This is a genomic window from Bacillus sp. D386, assembly GCF_006346415.1.
Map to the genome: position 1 here is coordinate 49,786 of NZ_VEMV01000001.1, position 17,484 is coordinate 67,269.

The 17,484-nt window shown below is 37.5% G+C and carries 18 protein-coding genes and 1 pseudogene; 5 read left to right on the forward strand and 14 right to left on the reverse strand.

What is annotated here, in order from left to right:
- Positions 1-80 precede the first annotated feature (80 nt).
- The 3 genes from FHY45_RS00260 (at position 81) to FHY45_RS00265 (ending at position 4,106) form a co-directional block, all read left to right on the forward strand.
- Entirely contained in the window at positions 81-848 is a 768-nt protein-coding gene (locus FHY45_RS00260; protein WP_139891106.1) for a YqjF family protein, read from the forward strand.
- A gap of 289 nt (positions 849-1,137) precedes the next feature.
- Positions 1,138-1,296, forward strand: coding sequence for a hypothetical protein (locus FHY45_RS20375; protein WP_175354261.1), 159 nt, complete (start codon positions 1,138-1,140; stop codon positions 1,294-1,296).
- Positions 1,297-1,724: 428 nt separating this feature from the next.
- A complete protein-coding gene (locus tag FHY45_RS00265) occupies positions 1,725-4,106 on the forward strand; it encodes a DUF6359 domain-containing protein (protein WP_139891107.1) in 2,382 nt (793 codons plus the stop codon).
- A 98-nt stretch (positions 4,107-4,204) separates the two neighbouring features.
- On the opposite strand, the gene FHY45_RS21165 is transcribed toward FHY45_RS00265, so the two are convergent.
- From FHY45_RS21165 to FHY45_RS20380, 6 genes are all read right to left on the reverse strand, one after another.
- Positions 4,205-4,360 carry a phage holin gene (locus FHY45_RS21165; RefSeq protein ID WP_077248048.1) on the reverse strand — a complete coding sequence of 52 codons (156 nt, stop codon included), beginning with the start codon at positions 4,358-4,360 and terminating at the stop codon, positions 4,205-4,207.
- Positions 4,361-4,494: 134 nt separating this feature from the next.
- The gene (locus FHY45_RS00275; protein WP_066104215.1) at positions 4,495-4,872 is read right to left on the reverse strand and encodes a hypothetical protein; all 378 of its coding nucleotides are present in this window, start codon (positions 4,870-4,872) and stop codon (positions 4,495-4,497) included.
- A 12-nt stretch (positions 4,873-4,884) separates the two neighbouring features.
- The gene (locus tag FHY45_RS00280; RefSeq protein WP_066104219.1) at positions 4,885-5,199 is read right to left on the reverse strand and encodes a hemolysin XhlA family protein; all 315 of its coding nucleotides are present in this window, start codon (positions 5,197-5,199) and stop codon (positions 4,885-4,887) included.
- 163 nt (positions 5,200-5,362) lie between these two features.
- Positions 5,363-5,980, reverse strand: a complete 618-nt coding sequence (locus FHY45_RS00285; protein ID WP_139891109.1) for a glycoside hydrolase family 25 protein — start codon at positions 5,978-5,980, stop codon at positions 5,363-5,365.
- A 290-nt stretch (positions 5,981-6,270) separates the two neighbouring features.
- Positions 6,271-6,393: a hypothetical protein gene (locus FHY45_RS20700; RefSeq protein WP_257468928.1), complete on the reverse strand. Its 123-nt coding sequence runs from the start codon at positions 6,391-6,393 to the stop codon at positions 6,271-6,273.
- 107 nt (positions 6,394-6,500) lie between these two features.
- On the reverse strand, positions 6,501-6,638 hold the full coding sequence (locus tag FHY45_RS20380) for a hypothetical protein (RefSeq protein ID WP_180349899.1): 138 nt from the start codon (positions 6,636-6,638) through the stop codon (positions 6,501-6,503).
- A gap of 211 nt (positions 6,639-6,849) precedes the next feature.
- Here FHY45_RS20380 and FHY45_RS21070 point away from each other — a divergent pair.
- A pseudogene (locus tag FHY45_RS21070) lies at positions 6,850-7,080 on the forward strand (tyrosine-type recombinase/integrase); the annotation flags it as partial.
- Positions 7,081-7,192: 112 nt separating this feature from the next.
- On the opposite strand, the gene glnA reads toward FHY45_RS21070, so the two are convergent.
- The 4 genes from glnA to hflX all read right to left on the reverse strand — a co-directional run bounded on the left by glnA (position 7,193) and on the right by hflX (position 12,202).
- A complete protein-coding gene (gene glnA / locus FHY45_RS00295) occupies positions 7,193-8,527 on the reverse strand; it encodes a type I glutamate--ammonia ligase (RefSeq protein ID WP_066104225.1) in 1,335 nt (444 codons plus the stop codon).
- A 46-nt stretch (positions 8,528-8,573) separates the two neighbouring features.
- Positions 8,574-8,987, reverse strand: a complete 414-nt coding sequence (locus tag FHY45_RS00300; RefSeq protein ID WP_066104229.1) for a MerR family transcriptional regulator — start codon at positions 8,985-8,987, stop codon at positions 8,574-8,576.
- Positions 8,988-9,670: 683 nt separating this feature from the next.
- Positions 9,671-10,936, reverse strand: coding sequence for a methionine gamma-lyase family protein (locus FHY45_RS00305; protein WP_139891110.1), 1,266 nt, complete (start codon positions 10,934-10,936; stop codon positions 9,671-9,673).
- Between the two features lie 15 nt (positions 10,937-10,951).
- On the reverse strand, positions 10,952-12,202 hold the full coding sequence (gene hflX / locus FHY45_RS00310) for a GTPase HflX (protein ID WP_066104235.1): 1,251 nt from the start codon (positions 12,200-12,202) through the stop codon (positions 10,952-10,954).
- Positions 12,203-12,347: 145 nt separating this feature from the next.
- On the opposite strand from hflX, the gene FHY45_RS00315 reads away from it, so the two are divergent.
- Positions 12,348-12,950 carry a trimeric intracellular cation channel family protein gene (locus FHY45_RS00315; protein ID WP_139891111.1) on the forward strand — a complete coding sequence of 201 codons (603 nt, stop codon included), beginning with the start codon at positions 12,348-12,350 and terminating at the stop codon, positions 12,948-12,950.
- A gap of 122 nt (positions 12,951-13,072) precedes the next feature.
- Here FHY45_RS00315 and FHY45_RS00320 read toward each other — a convergent pair whose 3' ends face one another.
- From FHY45_RS00320 to miaA, 4 genes are all read right to left on the reverse strand, one after another.
- Positions 13,073-13,831 carry a hypothetical protein gene (locus FHY45_RS00320; RefSeq protein WP_139891112.1) on the reverse strand — a complete coding sequence of 253 codons (759 nt, stop codon included), beginning with the start codon at positions 13,829-13,831 and terminating at the stop codon, positions 13,073-13,075.
- Positions 13,832-14,122: 291 nt separating this feature from the next.
- Positions 14,123-15,076, reverse strand: a complete 954-nt coding sequence (gene spoVK / locus FHY45_RS00325) for a stage V sporulation protein K (RefSeq protein WP_066104245.1) — start codon at positions 15,074-15,076, stop codon at positions 14,123-14,125.
- 271 nt (positions 15,077-15,347) lie between these two features.
- On the reverse strand, positions 15,348-15,575 hold the full coding sequence (gene hfq, locus FHY45_RS00330; RefSeq protein ID WP_066104248.1) for an RNA chaperone Hfq: 228 nt from the start codon (positions 15,573-15,575) through the stop codon (positions 15,348-15,350).
- 29 nt (positions 15,576-15,604) lie between these two features.
- A complete protein-coding gene (gene miaA, locus FHY45_RS00335; protein WP_139891113.1) occupies positions 15,605-16,555 on the reverse strand; it encodes a tRNA (adenosine(37)-N6)-dimethylallyltransferase MiaA in 951 nt (316 codons plus the stop codon).
- Between the last annotated feature and the right edge of the window lie 929 nt (positions 16,556-17,484).

Below are 17,484 nucleotides of genomic sequence, written 5' to 3' on the forward strand. Positions count from 1 at the left end.
CGTGTTGCTTTATCGGAATGTTTAATATCTATATATATGGGCAAAACATTTAATATACCTAGAGAAATGAGGCGGAATTTATGTATTTTGAGTTGAAAGAAACGAAACATCGCCCTTTCCCTTTACCGAAATCACCGTGGGTACTGACCCAGGTATGGAATGATATGCTATTTTTACATTATCAAATAGATCCCACCCTTCTCCGTCCATATGTGCCGGAGGAATTGGAGATTGATTTATATGAAGGAAAAGCATGGATTTCGATTATTCCCTTTAAGATAACTAAAATGAGAGCAAGAGGGCTTCCACATTTTCCATATCTTCATACTTATTTAGAGCTGAATGTACGTACATATGTTAAATACAAGGGTGTTCCTGGTATTTATTTTTTTAGTTTGGATGCTGATAAACTATTAGCCGTCTTGGGAGCACAAGTGGGCTTGGGCCTACCTTATAAAAAAGCACATATGTACTTTCAACAAGATAGGGATCAATTTTATTTTCAAAGTGTACGAGAAAGCAGTAAACAAACCTATCAACTCGATGTTCATTATGAGCGTAAACAGATTTTATACGAACCCCTGCCGGACTCTTTGGATTTTTGGTTATTAGAACGATACAGTATGTATAGTATTTGGGGCGATTTAATCATACGCGGAGATATTCATCACGATCAATGGAAAGTAAGTATGGTTCATGCGCATATTTCAACTAATACTATGCTCGACTTTTTAGGAGATGAAACACTCGATCCTGCACCACAGCATATGCATTACTCGAGAAGAAAGCGATTTTTATTTTTCCCTCCAAAAATTGTGGGCAAAATTAAACACTCCACAGACAAATAATCTATACAATAGGTGTAATCTCGACTATATTATGTTAAACGAAAATATACTCTCTTTAGTCTGGTTAGATAAAAGTATTTAACTGAATTCTTCTTAATTCATTCTCCCTTTTATCATACCCATCAGTTGGGTAAATGATTGCTACCATAACTTACTCCTATCTTTTCGGTAAATTGGCTTTCTTTTGACTTCTTAATAATATTAAAATGTAAACTCCTATTAATCTATTCGTAACATTGTAACTATATAATGGTACTATAACAGTTTTCCAGAAGGATAGATGCTAAAAATGGACATAAAAGAGCCAACGAAAAAAACGAATTCAATAACCATACCTCCGGTGATTAAAGATTATATCGGAAATAAAACTACATTAGAAGATTTAGAGCAACTGAAGCATTTGGTTGCAAAAAGATATGCTGAACTTAAAGTACCCCGTCTCGATTAACGGGGTTTTTTATTTGCCTACATTCAACCTCTATTCATACTTTTCCTACTTAGTGTTTTCTCTTCATTTTTTCTATAATTCTTACCCCGTATTTTCCTATCCTAGTTCATCAAATCTGCACCTTAACTTCATTAAGATGTTAATCTAATGAAAATAAAAAGCTCTCTCCTAGGCTCATTCTGGCTATAGTATTCTCTCAGCCCTATATTTAATAGAAGAAACTCGATATTTTTTACTAAACGATATTTCTAACTTCAAAAAATTGAGGATTCAGAGTCAATACCTTTCTAAAAAACAATAGAATCATGACTTTTTACTTATATTGACTATAACTTTCAATTGAAAGATGAATCTAACCACCCTGTACTAATTGCCCTCTTTTTTGTAGTATATGGGAGAAATGATAGAAATTTAAAGGAGAGTGTCGAATGTCAAAATCCAATATTAATCGTTTCTTCGTCCCAGCCTTTCTCGTGTTCCTGCTCCTCTTATCGTTCATTCCTGCGGTAACACCCAAGGCAGATGGACCAATTACTGTAACAGAGGCAATAGCAAACAATACAGGCAATGCTACTGTTGAAGGCTATATCGTTGCCCATACGACAGGAAATAATAGCTACAATTTTGAAGCACCATTCAGCAGTGATTTTAATATTGCGCTAGCTGATTCACCCAATGAAACGGATAAAGAAAAACTGCTTCCTATCCAGCTCCCGGCTAAATTCCGAGCAGAATTTGGGCTGCAGTCTAATCCATCCATCATCGGGAGTAAAATTCACGTTACTGGAAATCTTGAGGCTTACTATACAGTGCCTGGATTAAAATCACCTACCTCCATTGTTTTTGCAGAAGAACATGATCCAACTCCGAAAGCTGCCGCTGCTGCGAGCTCAGTCTCTCCAGGACCAGTATCAGCTGGAACAGCTATTTCCTTAACTACAGAGACGGAAAACGCAACCATCTACTACACAACAAATGGGATGGAACCTACCATAGACAGCGAAGTGTACACGACCCCTATCATCATCGCAGAAAACACGACAATTAAAGCAATCGTCGTAGCAGACGGCTATAAAAACAGTGATATTGTATCACTAGCCTATTACATTGCCACTAGCGGTTTACAGATACATGACATTCAAGGTGCCGAGCACCACTCTCCATATCAGGATCAATATGTGGCAGATGTTGAAGGCATCGTAACTTATATTGCCGATGCTAACAACTTTTACATGCAATCTCTAACGCCTGATAAAAACCCTGCCACCTCAGAAGGCATACTTGTCTATAAAAGGAACCATGCTGCACAAGTTGGTAATACCATTAAAGCAAGCGGTCAGGTTAAAGAATGGGTACTTGAAGGTTATGCAGAAAAATTAACAACGGATTTACCGGTTACAGAAATCAATGCTACTAACATTACGATTGTAAATGACTCACAACCGCTCCCTAAGCCGATTGAGATTAGCCCGCTTAAAGGACAGCCAACACGAATCATCGATAACGACCAGTTCAGCAAGTTTGATCCATATCAGGACGGGATTGATTATTACGAGAGCCTAGAGGGAATGCTCGTAAACATTAAACAGCCGAAGGTTATTGCACCGCAGGATTATGGCGAACTATATGTAGTGTCAAAATATACTTTACTCAACACCCTGGCAAAAGGCTTGAGGATTTCAGAAAACGATTATAACCCTGAGCGACTCATCATTGATACTGGTGATTCAAGCTTTGTTACCAAGACAGGCGATTCATTTACTGGAGATATTCATGGTGTTGTAAGTTATGGTTTCAGCAATTACCGAATCTTATCTGATAAAGAAAATTTACCAGAGCTTAAAAACGGTAGCCTGAAACAAGAGGTAACGAAATTTAAGCAACATGCCAAAAAACTGACAGTCGCTTCCTATAACGTAGAAAATTTCTCCCCGAAGGAAAGCGACGAGAAAACTACTAAACTTGCAAAAGCCATTACTGACAATTTAAATCAGCCTGATATCATTGGACTTACTGAAATACAGGATAATGATGGTGCCACAAATAGCGGTAATACAGATGCAAGTGCAAGCTATCAAACATTGATTGATAAAATCAAAGAGTTGGGCGGTCCTTCTTATTCATTCACAGATATTGCGCCGGTTAATAATCAAGACGGAGGCGCTCCTGGAGCGAATATTCGCGTTGGATTTTTATATAACCCAGAGCGAGTGTCACTCACTCCTGCTCCAAAAGGCAGTGCGAATGAAGCAGTCAGCTATGAAGATGGCAAACTGACAGCTAATCCAGGACGAATTGATCCTGAAAATCCTGCTTTCGATAGTAGTCGTAAGCCTTTAGCTGCCCAATTCACCTTTAATGGGAAGGATGTTATCGTCATCGCTAACCATTTTAATTCAAAAGGCGGAGATCAGCCGCTCTTTGGAAAAAACCAGCCGGCTATATTGTCTAGTGAGGAGCAGCGCATTAGCATGGCAAATGTGGTGAATCAATTTGTAAAAGAAATCCAGTCCAAGAACAAGAATGCCAATATTATTGCTCTCGGAGACTTAAATGACTTTGAATTTACAGATACACTCAAAACACTGAAGGGAAGGGAACTGACGAATATGATTGATTTGATTCCCTCAATTGACCGCTATACGTATGCCTATCAAGGAAATTTACAAGTGCTAGACCATATCCTTGTTTCGAAACCACTAACATTGCGTACAGCTGTTGATATCGTTCACATCAACGCTGCCTTCATGGAAGAACACGGACGAGCAAGTGATCATGACCCTGTATTAATCCAAACCATGCTAAAATAATGCTCAATAAATTCTTGAGAAGGCGGTCCTAAAAGGATTGCCTTCTCTTCTTTTATGTAAGGCAGAGTTTTGAGATGATACGTCTTAGGTAACGCATATTATGAACACAAGAAACCCAATGGTACATATACATCGGGTTTGTCATCTCTTGGCACTTCATAAGTCAAGGCTTGTCTACTGTCTCCTATTCCTTTAATGGTCGGATCCTGAACAATACCAATCCAGCTAAAATAACCACAAAAATCAAAACTAATTGTGGTGTATCATCTTCTGCGACAGACGGCATGACTCCTATTAAACCGAGCAACTTATATATAAATCTGGTGACTAAAGTAGCAAATGCAATAATAAGGTTGGGTTTTTAAAACGTACTTTCCAATTCATTCTATCACTCCATTAACTTAGTATGCCTAACTTCAAATATATTTAAAAGGCTGAATGCTGACAGTAAAAAGAAAATCCCTGCCCCCCAATTTAAGGACATTTCACTCGTGGCATAAGAAACAGCAATGATTAAATAAATTAAGGCGGATAACCCTAACCCAAACTTTCTCATTACATAACTATTAATAACCAGCCCAATAACCTTAATGGTAGCTGCAGAAAAGAAAATGAGAGCAAACAATGTCTCGCTTCCCAACTGACTTAAAGTTCCATATAACTCTGGCAATTGCTGAAACATATCATTGTTGAACATACATACCATAGCAAGGTAATAGCTCAATATACTAACTAGTGCCTCAAAATATGGTATAGACCTTTTCATCATCCACCCTCCTTAGTTCAGTTTTTGTATAGCAAACACAATAAAACCGATAACCGCTGGAATAGTTCCACCTATAACGGCAGCGGTCACAGTTCTTCTTAACCATACAGTATCTCCTTTAATGTCTTTTAGGGTTTCTAAAATACCAGCAATCTGTTGATCGTGTACAATTTGTGTACTACGCATTTGGTCCAACCGATCCTCCTGCTTGTCCATCCGGAGTTCATGTTTTTCAAAACGCACGTCCTGTTTATCAAATTGCCCTTCCGTCTGACGCTTGTACTCTTTGAACTCTTCTAACATATTCATCACCAACTGTTTTAACATGTAACCTTCACCCTCATCATATGCGAAGAATCTTTCTTTTGTGCCATAATTAGACTTTGTAACTATCATTTAATGTCTGAATAGTTGGCCAAGAGAATGGCTCACTTTACACGAGCATCACTTTAGGCAAAAAAAGAGGACTCCAACTAGAAGTCCCCTCATACTATGTGATTTGATCATACTTACCCGTGAAATAACTCAATGGTTTATTACTTATAATTGCATTCAAGTCTACATTACCAGCATATCCATCTACTATTCCTTTGTCTGTAAACTGCCATAAGTCGCAAACATAGTCAGGTTTCCTGCTACTTGCTCGCATGCCATTGTTACGCCCATAAGAAGGTATCCAAACAGCATCAAAGTCTCTTATATCGATATTAAAGGATTTATAAAGATGATTGGCAATATATATCCCTACTTTCTTCACCCCAAGAGCTCTCAATTTCTTTGCATAGACCTTAACCCCTGCTCTCATATCTTTCATGCTCTTCTCCTCAACGTCAAGCCAGTAAACAGGCGGGCTAAATTCTTTAGTCCGGTTATAAAAATCAGTAGCCTCTTTCTCCATATCAGAGATCGAAATACCTCTTACCCACGCATAGGCATTAGTTGGTACACCACGCTTATTAAATTCCTTGTGATGAGTTTTATAATGTCTGTCGATTGTAGAAGATCCATACTGAGTACGAACAATAACTAAATCCACTTCCTTGGCTAGTTTGTCATAATTTATAGATGATGGTGGCTGGTGATGTGAAATATCTATAATTTTCCCCATTTTTATCAGTACCCCCTTTTATTAGAATATATAAAAAGAGCCCTGGAGGACACTTAAAATAAATTAAACGGCAACTATAGTTTTTGACAGAGGCGAGCAATTTTGCTGGGCATAAAAACTGACTCGCTTTTTTATATTAAATCCTTAAATGGTAAGACTTCTCCCCTTCCCTTAAGGGATTGTGTGCACTATATTGGCCGAGCATACACCTGGATTCTGCTTGCCGTTTTTTATCCAACTAAGGCGATCTATAAAGGGCTTTTCGCTATGTCCTTCACAAAGTGGATGGGCTAATTTTTTCTCGCTATAACAGCAAACTTCTCTTTAGAGTGTATTCTTAGTTGTTTCTCCAGAAATTCATCCGCTTCCGGTTCCCATGGAATTCTAGCATCAGTTTTCCATGTGTATCTCATTTTTATCGCCTCCTACTTTTATAATATCAGTCAGAGGCGATTTATTAATAAGAGGTAAAAAGTTTTTATAAAAAAGAGGACTTCCAGAGTGGAAAGTCCCTTTAATTTTAAATTTTCAGCTTTTCTAATTCGTTTAATTTTAAATGCAAAAGAAGAATTTTTTGATTCACTTCCTTAGATGATTCCACATGTTGAAGCAAATAGCGTAACCGCATGGTGTGGAAAATACACAAAAGTTTCTTCATATATAATCATCCTTTATCCGACTTACGTTAATAATAGCGTTGGTATATAACTTCAACAAGAGGCTCAAGATGCGGTTCATTTGTCATATACAAATAAGAGGAATCCCACTTAGGAACCCTCTTATTTATTCTTCTCATGTTACCGCATAGTATGTTCCAATTATACTTTAAATCCACGAAACCTTTCGCACAGGATATTCATTTCCTGTAACTATTTAATGCTATGGAACGAATCCATAAAAGAGCCGGATTGCCAAAGATACAATTCACGCTTTAAGGCATACTCATGCTGTTCTACTTCTAGAATCAGGAGCTTCGATGAAATACATCCAAGTACGATTGGGTCATGGATCCATTCAGATCACCGCTGATGTGTACTCGCGTCTCTAAGAAAATCGAAAAAGATACTATGGAGAAATTTGAAGATTTCACAAAAAGTTAAAATGTTTAGAGGCGGGGCAAAAGCGGGGTGAAAATTTGGACAAGCTAAAAACATGTGATTGCCCCACCAAATAAAAAACCCTTGACGCTAGCAGTGTCAAGGGTTTCAGCTATTAATACATTTGAAGATATTGTTCTCTCTCCCATGGATGAACTTGGGTTCTAAACATATCCCATTCAATCTCTTTTGCTTCTACAAAGTGTTCCAGGATATGATCACCTAGACCATTCATGATGACTGGGTTTTTTTGTAATTCTACTAACGCTTGATATAATGTAGACGGAAGATCTTTAATACCTTCTTCAGCACGTTCTTGTGCAGACATTACATAGATATTACGGTCAATTGGCGCCGGAGCTTTTTTCTGATTTCTAATGCCATCAAGACCAGCGCTAAGTAATACCGCCATAGCTAGGTATGGATTTGCAGTTGGGTCAACAGAACGTACCTCAACACGTGTGCTCAATCCACGGGAAGCCGGAATACGGATTAGTGGGCTACGGTTACGAGCAGACCATGCAACATAACAAGGTGCTTCGTATCCAGGAACTAGACGTTTGTATGAGTTAACTGTTGGATTTGTTACTGCCGTGAACGCAGGCGCATGCTCAATGATACCAGCAATGAATTGATGAGCTGTCTCGCTCAATTCGATATTTCCTTTTGTATCGTAGAAAGCATTCTTTCCATCAGAGAATAAAGATAAGTTCATGTGCATACCGGAACCATTCACACCGAACAATGGTTTTGCCATGAAAGTTGCGTGCAAGCCATGTTTACGAGCAATTGTTTTTACTACCAATTTGAACGTTTGGATTTGGTCACATGCTGTAATCGCATCAGCATATTTAAAATCAATCTCATGTTGTCCTGGAGCTACCTCATGGTGGGAAGCTTCAATTTCAAATCCCATCTCTTCTAGCTCAAGAACGATATCGCGACGGCAATTTTCACCTAAATCTGTAGGAGCAAGGTCAAAGTATCCGCCTTTATCATTTAACTCCAAAGTTGGTTCCCCTGCTTGATCCAATTTGAATAAGAAGAATTCTGGTTCAGGCCCAAGATTGAAATCTGTGAAACCTAGCTCTTTCATTTCCTCTAACACACGTTTTAAATTAGCACGTGGGTCACCTGAGAAAGGTGTGCCATCCGGATTGTAAATATCGCAGATTAAACGAGCCACTTTTCCTTTTTCAGCAGTCCAAGGAAAAATTACCCATGTATCAAGATCTGGATATAAAAGCATATCAGATTCTTCGATACGAACGAACCCTTCAATGGATGAACCATCAAACATCATTTTATTTTCTAATGCTTTATCAAGCTGACTTACTGGAATTTCTACGTTTTTAATTGTTCCCAGAATGTCGGTAAATTGTAATCGAATAAATTTCACATTTTCATCTTTAGCTAACTTTCTAATATCATCCGCAGTGTATTTCCCCATCTTCCTTTTTCCTCCTTAAATAATAAAGCTTTTTATATTTTAATTTTTAATTAAAAAACCGATGCATATCACCAGATTGGTTGCTGCCTCTCGTTGTAAAGCGGCCAGCCTTCAAAATTTCATCACGCAATAATTTTCTTAATTGCGCATTGGTCAATTCTGGTTTTGTTTCTTCTTTAGAATGTTCATCTTTAGCAATTATTTCAGTTTCATTATAAATAGAAGGTTCAAGAATTTTTTTAATCCCAGCCATATTTATGCCTTGATCAAGCAATTCTTTAATTTCCAAAAGACGATCAATATCGTTTAACGAAAACATCCTTCGATTACCCTCTGTTCTGGCTGGATAAACCAATTTGTGTTCTTCATAATAACGGATTTGACGTGCAGTTAAATCGGTCAGCTGCATGACAATACTCATTGGAAAAAGTGGCATGGTTCTTCTGATGTTACCGCTCACCACTACATCCTCCTTCAATACCTCTTCTTGATATTGTTAGTTTATGCCATGTAAACTTCTTTGTCAATCATATGTAAGGTTTTCTGACATGGAATCTCTGGAGTAATGTATCATTTTAACTGCTTTACTTCTTTTACCCCAAACTCAGACAATTAACCTATTAATTTATAAATAAAAGCAACAAGCTGGTCCTTATTTTGAATTTCACATAAAAAAGCACTTCTATTTACACATTAATTCAACTCTTTTCCACAAAAAAGTATACCTACCTCTATGGAGCAAATAGACCAAGATACAGAAAAGATATTGCACAGACACACTAGAGGTGTATAGAAGATGCAGGAAAGCCACGGTATCCTACGCCTATCTTACATCTATCAAACACCTTTAATTAGGAATAGGTGTAACAAAGATGTAGCATAGCATCTATTCAGCACCTTCCAGACACCTTTGACCCCGCATAGGTGCGGCATAGGTGTGCCATGGGTGCAGCATAACACCTATCCTCCACCCTTCAGACACCTATGCTATGCGATGCCATTCAATAAACAGCTAATATGATATAGATAAACAGAGTTCACTTTGAATCCCACTCTGCAAATAATCGGTTACTTGTAACTCACACTGACCATTTTTACTAATAAAAAACTCCCCTATTCCAAAAATAAGGGAGTTATTATTAGTTACTTTATTAATCCTTTTTCAATCATCTGATCAATTGCTTTGCAAATGGCTATTTTAACATGGGAGTACGTTAGTCCGCCCTGTACAAAAGCGGTATATGGCGGTCTTAACGGACCGTCAGCGGTTAATTCGATACTCGCTCCCTGAATAAACGTTCCGGCAGCCATGATTACATCATCCTCATATCCTGGCATATAAGCAGGATATGGTGTTACATGAGAGTTAATTGGTGAAGCAAACTGAATCTGCTGACAGAACAGCACCATCTTATCTCTGTCATGAAATTGGACTGATTGAATGAGATCTGTTCTTGGTTCGTTCCATGTAGGTGAAGGGTTAAATCCCCATTTTTCTAGCATGGCAGCTGTAAAGATTGCTCCTTTTAAGGATTGTCCAACAACATGCGGAGCCAAGAAGAATCCTTGGTACATTTCTAATAAACTGTACAAGGAAGCACCCGCTTCAGCACCAATACCCGGTGTTGTTAAACGATATGCGCATCGTTCTACCAAATCAGCTCTACCGGCAATATAACCACCCGTTTTCGCTAAACCGCCGCCAGGATTTTTAATTAAGGACCCAGCCATTAGGTCCGCACCAACCTCAGTAGGCTCCATTTTCTCAGCAAACTCTCCATAGCAGTTATCAACAAAGACAACGACATCCTGTTTGATTGCTTTTACAAACTGAATCATTTCCTTGATTTCTGCAATTTTAAATGATGGGCGGTTATCATAGCCTTTTGAGCGTTGAATTCCAATTACCTTCGTATTTGGTTTAATGGCTTTTGCTACTGCATCAAAGTCAACATACCCATCTTCCTTTAAAGCGACAGATTGATAGGATATTTGATATTCCTTTAAGGATCCTATACCACTTCCGCGTATGCCAACAATCTCTTCAAGCGTGTCATATGGCTTTCCAGTGATGTATAAAAGCTCATCTCCAGGGCGTAACACGCCGAATAAGGAAGTTGAAATAGCATGTGTTCCAGATATGATTTGCGGGCGGACAAGTGCCGCTTCGGCTCCAAATACATGAGCAAACACCTTTTCCAATGTATCTCTTCCCATATCATCATACCCATAACCTGTTGATGGATTAAAATGGGCATCACTAACCTGATTTTCCTGGAAGGCTTTCAATACCTTCGCTGTATTAAAGTCTACATTTTCTTCAATTTCTAAAAATCTTTCAGCAATCATTTTTTCAGTTTCCTGAACAGTTTCTTTAATTCTCTCACCGTTCTTTAATTGTTCAAACATGTTGCATTCCTACTCCTACTCATAATTTTTAATAATTCCCATGATTGCATGGTCTGCTAAAGCAAGTCCCTTTAGATGATAGGTCTCATTGCTTTCATGAAACTCGGTTGATTTAACGATTGTCTCATCCTTTAACCGGGCTATAATTTTCCCTTCATTAGCTGGAATCATTACGGAATATGGTTCCATAAAGCTTTCAACCAATTTTTCCATTTCTAAAAGGAGTTGTTGAATCCCTTCATCCTGACGAGCAGATATATGAATGGATTTTTCCTTGGATGTCGGTACAAATTCAGAATGGGCGGCATCTTTTTTGTTATAGACAATCAATTGAGGAATATCCTCAGCACCCAAATCCTCGATAATTTTTTGAACGGTCTTCTCATGATTATAAGCATCAGGATGAGAAGAATCCACTACATGTAAAATGGCATCGGATTCTGTCACTTCTTCAAGCGTGGATCTAAATGCCGCAACAAGGGAGGTAGGTAAATCCTGAATAAATCCAACAGTGTCACTGATAAGGACCTTGTATCCAGATGGAAGAAGACATTCCCTGGTCATCGGATCAAGGGTAGCGAACAGTTGATTTTCCTCATAAGAATCCGCTTCAGCCAGACGGTTAAACAAGGTTGATTTACCGGCATTCGTATAGCCAGCCAATGCAATTTGGAAACGATTATTTCGTTTTCTGCGCGCTCTGTAACGTTCCCTATGCTTAACAACTGAATCCAACTGCCTTTTGATCTCATCCAAGCGACGTCGAATGTGGCGTCTGTCAGATTCCAGTTTGGTTTCCCCCGGTCCCCTCGTTCCAATACCGCCGCCGAGTCTTGATAATTCAGTACCTTGCCCCGCCAATCTTGGCAGCATATATTGCAATTGGGCTAACTCTACTTGCATTTGACCTTCGCGAGAACGCGCACGTTGAGCAAAAATATCTAAAATCAACTGGGTACGGTCAACGATTCTAGTTCCCAGCTCTTTACCTAGATTTCGTATTTGACTGGGAGACAATTCATCGTTAAAGATTACGACATCCGGTTCTAGCTCTTCAACTAATGCAATAAGCTCCTCGACTTTCCCTTTCCCGATATATGTAGCAGGATGAGGCTTAACTCTCTTTTGAGACACTAATACAAGAGCCTGCCCTCCGGCAGTTTCCGTTAGTGATTCAAGTTCCTCCATAGAGGATTCAAATCGACTGTCATCAATATCTTCTCGCTGACAACCAACTAGTATAGCTTTTTCATATGTTTCTTCCATTATGTCACTTCCCTCAATAGTTCACTATTCTTCTTATCATACCAAAAAAATCACCCGTTCCAAACACTGTATTCAAATGATATGATAAATTAGCCAGATTTTAAATGATTATTTGAATTTTATTTAAGGAGAAAAAGAAAAAAGTATGACATGGGATGTATTAAGCATTATCGGAACAATCGCTTTTGCGATTAGCGGAGCCTTAGTGGCAACAGAAGAGGAATATGACTTATTTGGCCTTTATTTACTCGGATTTGTAACAGCCTTTGGGGGAGGTGCCATTCGCAATTTGCTGCTCGGGATCCCAATAATCCATATTTGGGAACAAAACGGATTATTTTTTATCGCATTCATTTCTATAACTATTGTTTGTTTATTTCAGCATTCGCTTTTAAAGCATTGGAACAGGTGGGGGAATTTTTTTGACGCTATCGGTTTAAGCGCATTCGCTGTACAGGGCGCTTTACTAGCAACGGAAATGAACTTACCGCTTATTGCGGTTGTATTTGCTGCTATCCTGACAGGAAGTGGCGGCGGTATCGTACGAGATGTCCTCGCAGGCAGGAAGCCAATACTGTTAAGATCTGAGATTTACGCAATTTGGGCAGGTATTGCAGGTCTCTTAATCGGCCTCGGAGCGATGACATCCAACCTTGAATTATACCTTTTATTTATTATTATTACCTTTTTACGAATGCTTTCTTATCTATACGAATGGCATTTACCTGTTGTTAAAAGAAGTTACTGATTAAGAGTTACTACATAAATATCCTACTAATCCACTTTCATAGATTCGTATTTATATAGGATAAATGATAAGGGCCTTGCTGTTTTCTTAGCAAGGCTCTTTAATCTGTATTGATGATTATCTTAAGTGCCATACTCCACAACTGGCATGAATCCTTTTACCTCATAATCAGAAATCTCTATAAATGAAAAATTATGACGATGAAAAATAGCTCTGATTTTAGAAGAGAACTCCCTCTTATACTCAAGAATGCGTTTTGTTGTTTCAAATTCCCATACACATAGTTTATTTTCTTCTATAAATAAGCCGTATTTGTAGGTAAGTGCAAAGGTAATTAAATTTCCTGTATCAAAAGGAATTTTCATCGTTTTTTCTTCTTCAAGCTGCTCGTTTAGTATTACTAACTCATTTCTCTCCGAGTTGATACAAGCATAGGGCTTATAACGAGTAACCAGAGGGTCATAGAGAAGATCATATTGGATAGCATTGTTATAAAAAGACTCTAAACCACTGAATGGAGATACACAGTTCAATATATTTACTCCAGCACCCTTTCCGTATACACCTTGATCTCCATATGTACATAGAACGCCATCTTTGTAAGGAAATAACTCATGAATATGTGAACCAACCTCAAATTCAGATACAAATTTACCCGTTAATGAATAAAAAGATAGAGTCGTATTGTATAAAAGACAGAAATGGTCTTTTGTGAATCGAATAATATGGTGACCCTTGGGAAGAGTTAAAATAAGTTCTCCGTTTAATTGAACCGTATTTTCACCGGTGTTTTTTAACAAAACAATCAAATCTTCTTTTTTACAATCTGCATCAATGATTACCTGTTTGCTTGTAAATATAATTTCTTCTATCAAATTCATCTCGTTTAACCTTCTACTCTCATTCCACTTCTCGATCTTTATGGCAAGAGATTGTTAATATAAAATCTACCATTCCAACCTATGCAACTAACTAAAATTTACCACAAAATCTAAATTATTAATAGATTACTTAGACGTGGTAGTTCGTTAATTCCCTGCGTTTGATTTTAGTATTCTAACCTACTAATAATCACCATCTTAGAAATATTTCATTATGACTATTTCTCAAAAAAACAAATGCCCCAAAAGCTTTATGACAGCTTACGGGGCACTCATATTTATTCGTATCTCTTACTCAAACGTATCGAACACTAGGTCATCACTTCGGATGGTCATTAATTCCCGACGTTCATATTGATCCGACAGCAAAAGACGCATTGCCTGAGTTCTGATTGATTTTTCTATTACATTCCTTACATATCTACCATTGGAAAAGGATTTAAGATGTAGAACATTTGTTAAATAATATAGATGATCGCGCAGTTTTCTTTCCGCGTCCAGACTATAAACGTATTGCCTGGCACTTAACATTCGGTTCCCTATATCCATTAATTGATCAACCGTGTAATCCGGAAAATCAATGACAATCGGAAAACGGGATTGCAGGCCTGGATTCAAGGTTAAAAAATACTCCATTTCCCGTGAATATCCGGCAAGAATAAGAATAAATTCATGCTGCCGATCCTCCATATGCTTTACCAATGTATCAATCGCTTCCTTACCAAAATCCTTTTCACCACCCCTTCCCAAAGAATAGGCTTCATCAATGAAAAGAATACCCCCAATTGCCTTTTTGATTAAATCTCTCGTCTTTTGAGCTGTGTGTCCTATATATTCTCCTACAAGATCTGCCCGCTCAGCCTCGATTAAGTGGCCTTTGCTCAAGACATTCATCTTTACAAATAAATCTCCTATAAGCCGTGCGACCGTCGTTTTTCCAGTACCGGGATTACCTTTAAACATCATATGAAGCGCCTGTTTTTCAGCCTTAAGGCCAGCTACTTCCCGTTGTTTATTCACATAAATCCATGCATAAATTTCCTTTATAACTTTTTTCATTTCCTCCATGCCTACGAGACTATTCAATTCAGCTTCAATTTCTTTTAGGGCTATATGATGAGAAGGTATATCCTTTGGTAATGGAGGAACATTTAGAATCGGCTTAACCTGAGCCTTTGCTTGACCATTTTTCAATACAACATTAATTTGCCCATTATTTCTCACTCGCATTGGCTGTTGCTCCATTTGATCACCTCTTTAATGAAGCCGTGTCCCCCCTTTTTTACCTAACACATTCGACAAAGTGAAGGCAAAATAGACAAGGGCACCCCTGAAACTACAATATAAATTTATTTTTTACCAATAAAGGTGTGCCTGATTGTCACATACTGCGATTGCCCGGAAAATAATTATATTTCCTCTCCTTATTTATATTCCGGGCACCCTCCATACAGAATGAAAAAATCAGTTAAATAAAAAACAGACTCACCGTAGAGGGAGTCTGCCGTACTTATCCTTAACCTTCAAGGTCAACTTGTACATTTTTTTGAGGAGCAAATGTTGAAATCGCATGTTTGTAGACCAGTTGATGTTTACCCTCTGTTTCAATTAAGACTGTAAAATTATCAAACCCTTTTATCAGTCCGCGTAACTGAAATCCATTAAGTAAAAAGATTGTTACATATACATTTTCCTTACGCAATTGATTTAAAATTTGATCTTGAATATTGATTCCTTGTTTCATTTTTTTGCCTCCTCTTTTCTCTCTATAGTTTATCTATTCGCCTTTAAAGCGAGCATTCCTGCCACTTCAAGCGATATTTCTTCAGAAATTTTTTCGAAATCAGCCAAATTGGTCATATCAAACCAGTGAACATCCATCTTATTTCGGAACCAAGTAAATTGTCTTTTTGCAAACCGACGGGAATTCCGCTGTATTTGAGCTATAACATTTTCTCGTGTTTCAGTTCCTTCAAAGAGTCCCTCAAATTCCTTATATCCAATTGCTTGCATGGATTGTGCATCTTTTAATCCTTTTGCATATAGTTTTCTGACTTCCTCTTCAAGACCCTGCTGCATCATTGCTTCCACTCGTTCATTGATCCTTTTATATAAAAGATCGCGGTCCATCGTTAATCCAATCAAAGCCACATCATATAATAATGTTCTCTCTGTGGATTGTTCCTGTTCACTGAAACGCTTTCCTGAATCATAAAATACCTCTAAAGCACGGATAACTCTTTTTGTGTTATTAGGATGTATTTTTTCTGCAGCAACGGGATCAATCTCAACAAGTGTTTGATAAACAGCATCAGGCCCTTCTTGTTCAATTCGTTCTTCCAGCTCTTCTCGAATATTAGGATTTGCTGTGGTTTCAGGGAACTGGTAATCATAGAGGACGGATTGAATATACAAACCGGTACCACCCACTAATATAGGAAGCTTTCCCCTATTCGTTATATCATTAATCTTCTGCTGCACTTCTTGCTTAAAATCATAAACATTATAGGATTCAGATGGTTCCCTGCAATCAATTAAATAATGAGGAATCCCTTCCATTTCGTCCTTTGTAACTTTAGCAGTTCCTATATCCATACCCTTAAAAATCTGTGCTGAATCGCCACTTATAATTTCACCATTGAACTTCTTGGCCAAATTGATTGATAATTTGGTTTTTCCCACTGCCGTTGGTCCAATAATCACGACCAATTTCTGTTTTTCCATTTATGCTTCACACTGCCCTATTCATTTTTTTCTTATCTTAACATAAATCATTATAATCTGAACATGAGCGAGTAACATCTAACCAGTATAGTCAGTTTAAATGGTCTTTATTCAATTCTTTTTTCACACTTTTATTATTTTTAAATAATTTTTAGATGAACTTTAACCTTAAGATAAGTTCTATTAATACTAACCCTATAATTAAGGTGCTTCAGTAATCAATCATATAACAATTACCTAATCAATATTTATTATAGAGGTTTCATACATTTGAAGGCGTAAACGATATTACGCGAAGCAAATTGCTGAGGATGGAGAAAGGTATCTTACATATATAGAAATGAGGAGATTGTTTTCATGCTCCGGTTCATACAGGCGTTAACCGGCTTACTTACATTTTTCTTACTGGGTTATATTTTTTCATATAGGGTCTTCTCCTTGGTGCAATTACTTTTTGTTTATTTAATCGTCCTATTTTTAATAACCGGTATTAGAGAACTTTATAACTATAAGACTTTTATTGGATCCATGTATGTTCTTGTCTCGCTTCTCCTTTTCTTATTTTTTATCCACAGATGAAACAGCGAGTCCAATATAATCACTGGAATCCCGATTCCATAGGAAACTTACAAACCCATTTAATTGTTCATGTTGGAAAGTTCTTTCCACAAGGCTTACATTTATCTGTAAGATTCTTAATTTAAATCTACAATAGTTACTTTAAAATAGATTAATAATATAAAATCATTTCAATTTAACGGTATAATAGGTATTAATTAGGATGTTTATCTCCATGTAAAATTGCTATCATGAATTTTTTTACTTTTGATTTTTACTTAACCAAAGTGGTGACGATTATTCTAAAAGGAGTTCAATTCCAAAAATTACATTAAAAAATTGTTAAGGAAGTGATAGCTTTGGGAGAACAA

Excerpts from the sequence above, each read along its gene's own strand:
- FHY45_RS00315 (WP_139891111.1), top strand. The coding sequence starts at position 12,348 with ATGACATGGGATGTATTAAGCATTATCGGAACAATCGCTTTTGCGATT.
- glnA (WP_066104225.1), bottom strand. The coding sequence starts at position 8,527 with ATGGGGAAATACACTGCGGATGATATTAGAAAGTTAGCTAAAGATGAA.
- FHY45_RS00305 (WP_139891110.1), bottom strand. The coding sequence starts at position 10,936 with ATGTTTGAACAATTAAAGAACGGTGAGAGAATTAAAGAAACTGTTCAG.
- FHY45_RS20700 (WP_257468928.1), bottom strand. The coding sequence starts at position 6,393 with ATGAGATACACATGGAAAACTGATGCTAGAATTCCATGGGAACCGGAA.
- FHY45_RS00265 (WP_139891107.1), top strand. The coding sequence starts at position 1,725 with ATGTCAAAATCCAATATTAATCGTTTCTTCGTCCCAGCCTTTCTCGTG.
- FHY45_RS00280 (WP_066104219.1), bottom strand. The coding sequence starts at position 5,199 with ATGTTAAAACAGTTGGTGATGAATATGTTAGAAGAGTTCAAAGAGTAC.
- FHY45_RS00285 (WP_139891109.1), bottom strand. The coding sequence starts at position 5,980 with ATGGGGAAAATTATAGATATTTCACATCACCAGCCACCATCATCTATA.
- FHY45_RS20375 (WP_175354261.1), top strand. The coding sequence starts at position 1,138 with ATGGACATAAAAGAGCCAACGAAAAAAACGAATTCAATAACCATACCT.
- hflX (WP_066104235.1), bottom strand. The coding sequence starts at position 12,202 with ATGGAAGAAACATATGAAAAAGCTATACTAGTTGGTTGTCAGCGAGAA.
- FHY45_RS00275 (WP_066104215.1), bottom strand. The coding sequence starts at position 4,872 with ATGAAAAGGTCTATACCATATTTTGAGGCACTAGTTAGTATATTGAGC.
- FHY45_RS00320 (WP_139891112.1), bottom strand. The coding sequence starts at position 13,831 with ATGAATTTGATAGAAGAAATTATATTTACAAGCAAACAGGTAATCATT.
- FHY45_RS00260 (WP_139891106.1), top strand. The coding sequence starts at position 81 with ATGTATTTTGAGTTGAAAGAAACGAAACATCGCCCTTTCCCTTTACCG.
- miaA (WP_139891113.1), bottom strand. The coding sequence starts at position 16,555 with ATGGAAAAACAGAAATTGGTCGTGATTATTGGACCAACGGCAGTGGGA.
- spoVK (WP_066104245.1), bottom strand. The coding sequence starts at position 15,076 with ATGGAGCAACAGCCAATGCGAGTGAGAAATAATGGGCAAATTAATGTT.
- hfq (WP_066104248.1), bottom strand. The coding sequence starts at position 15,575 with ATGAAACAAGGAATCAATATTCAAGATCAAATTTTAAATCAATTGCGT.
- FHY45_RS20380 (WP_180349899.1), bottom strand. The coding sequence starts at position 6,638 with ATGAAGAAACTTTTGTGTATTTTCCACACCATGCGGTTACGCTATTTG.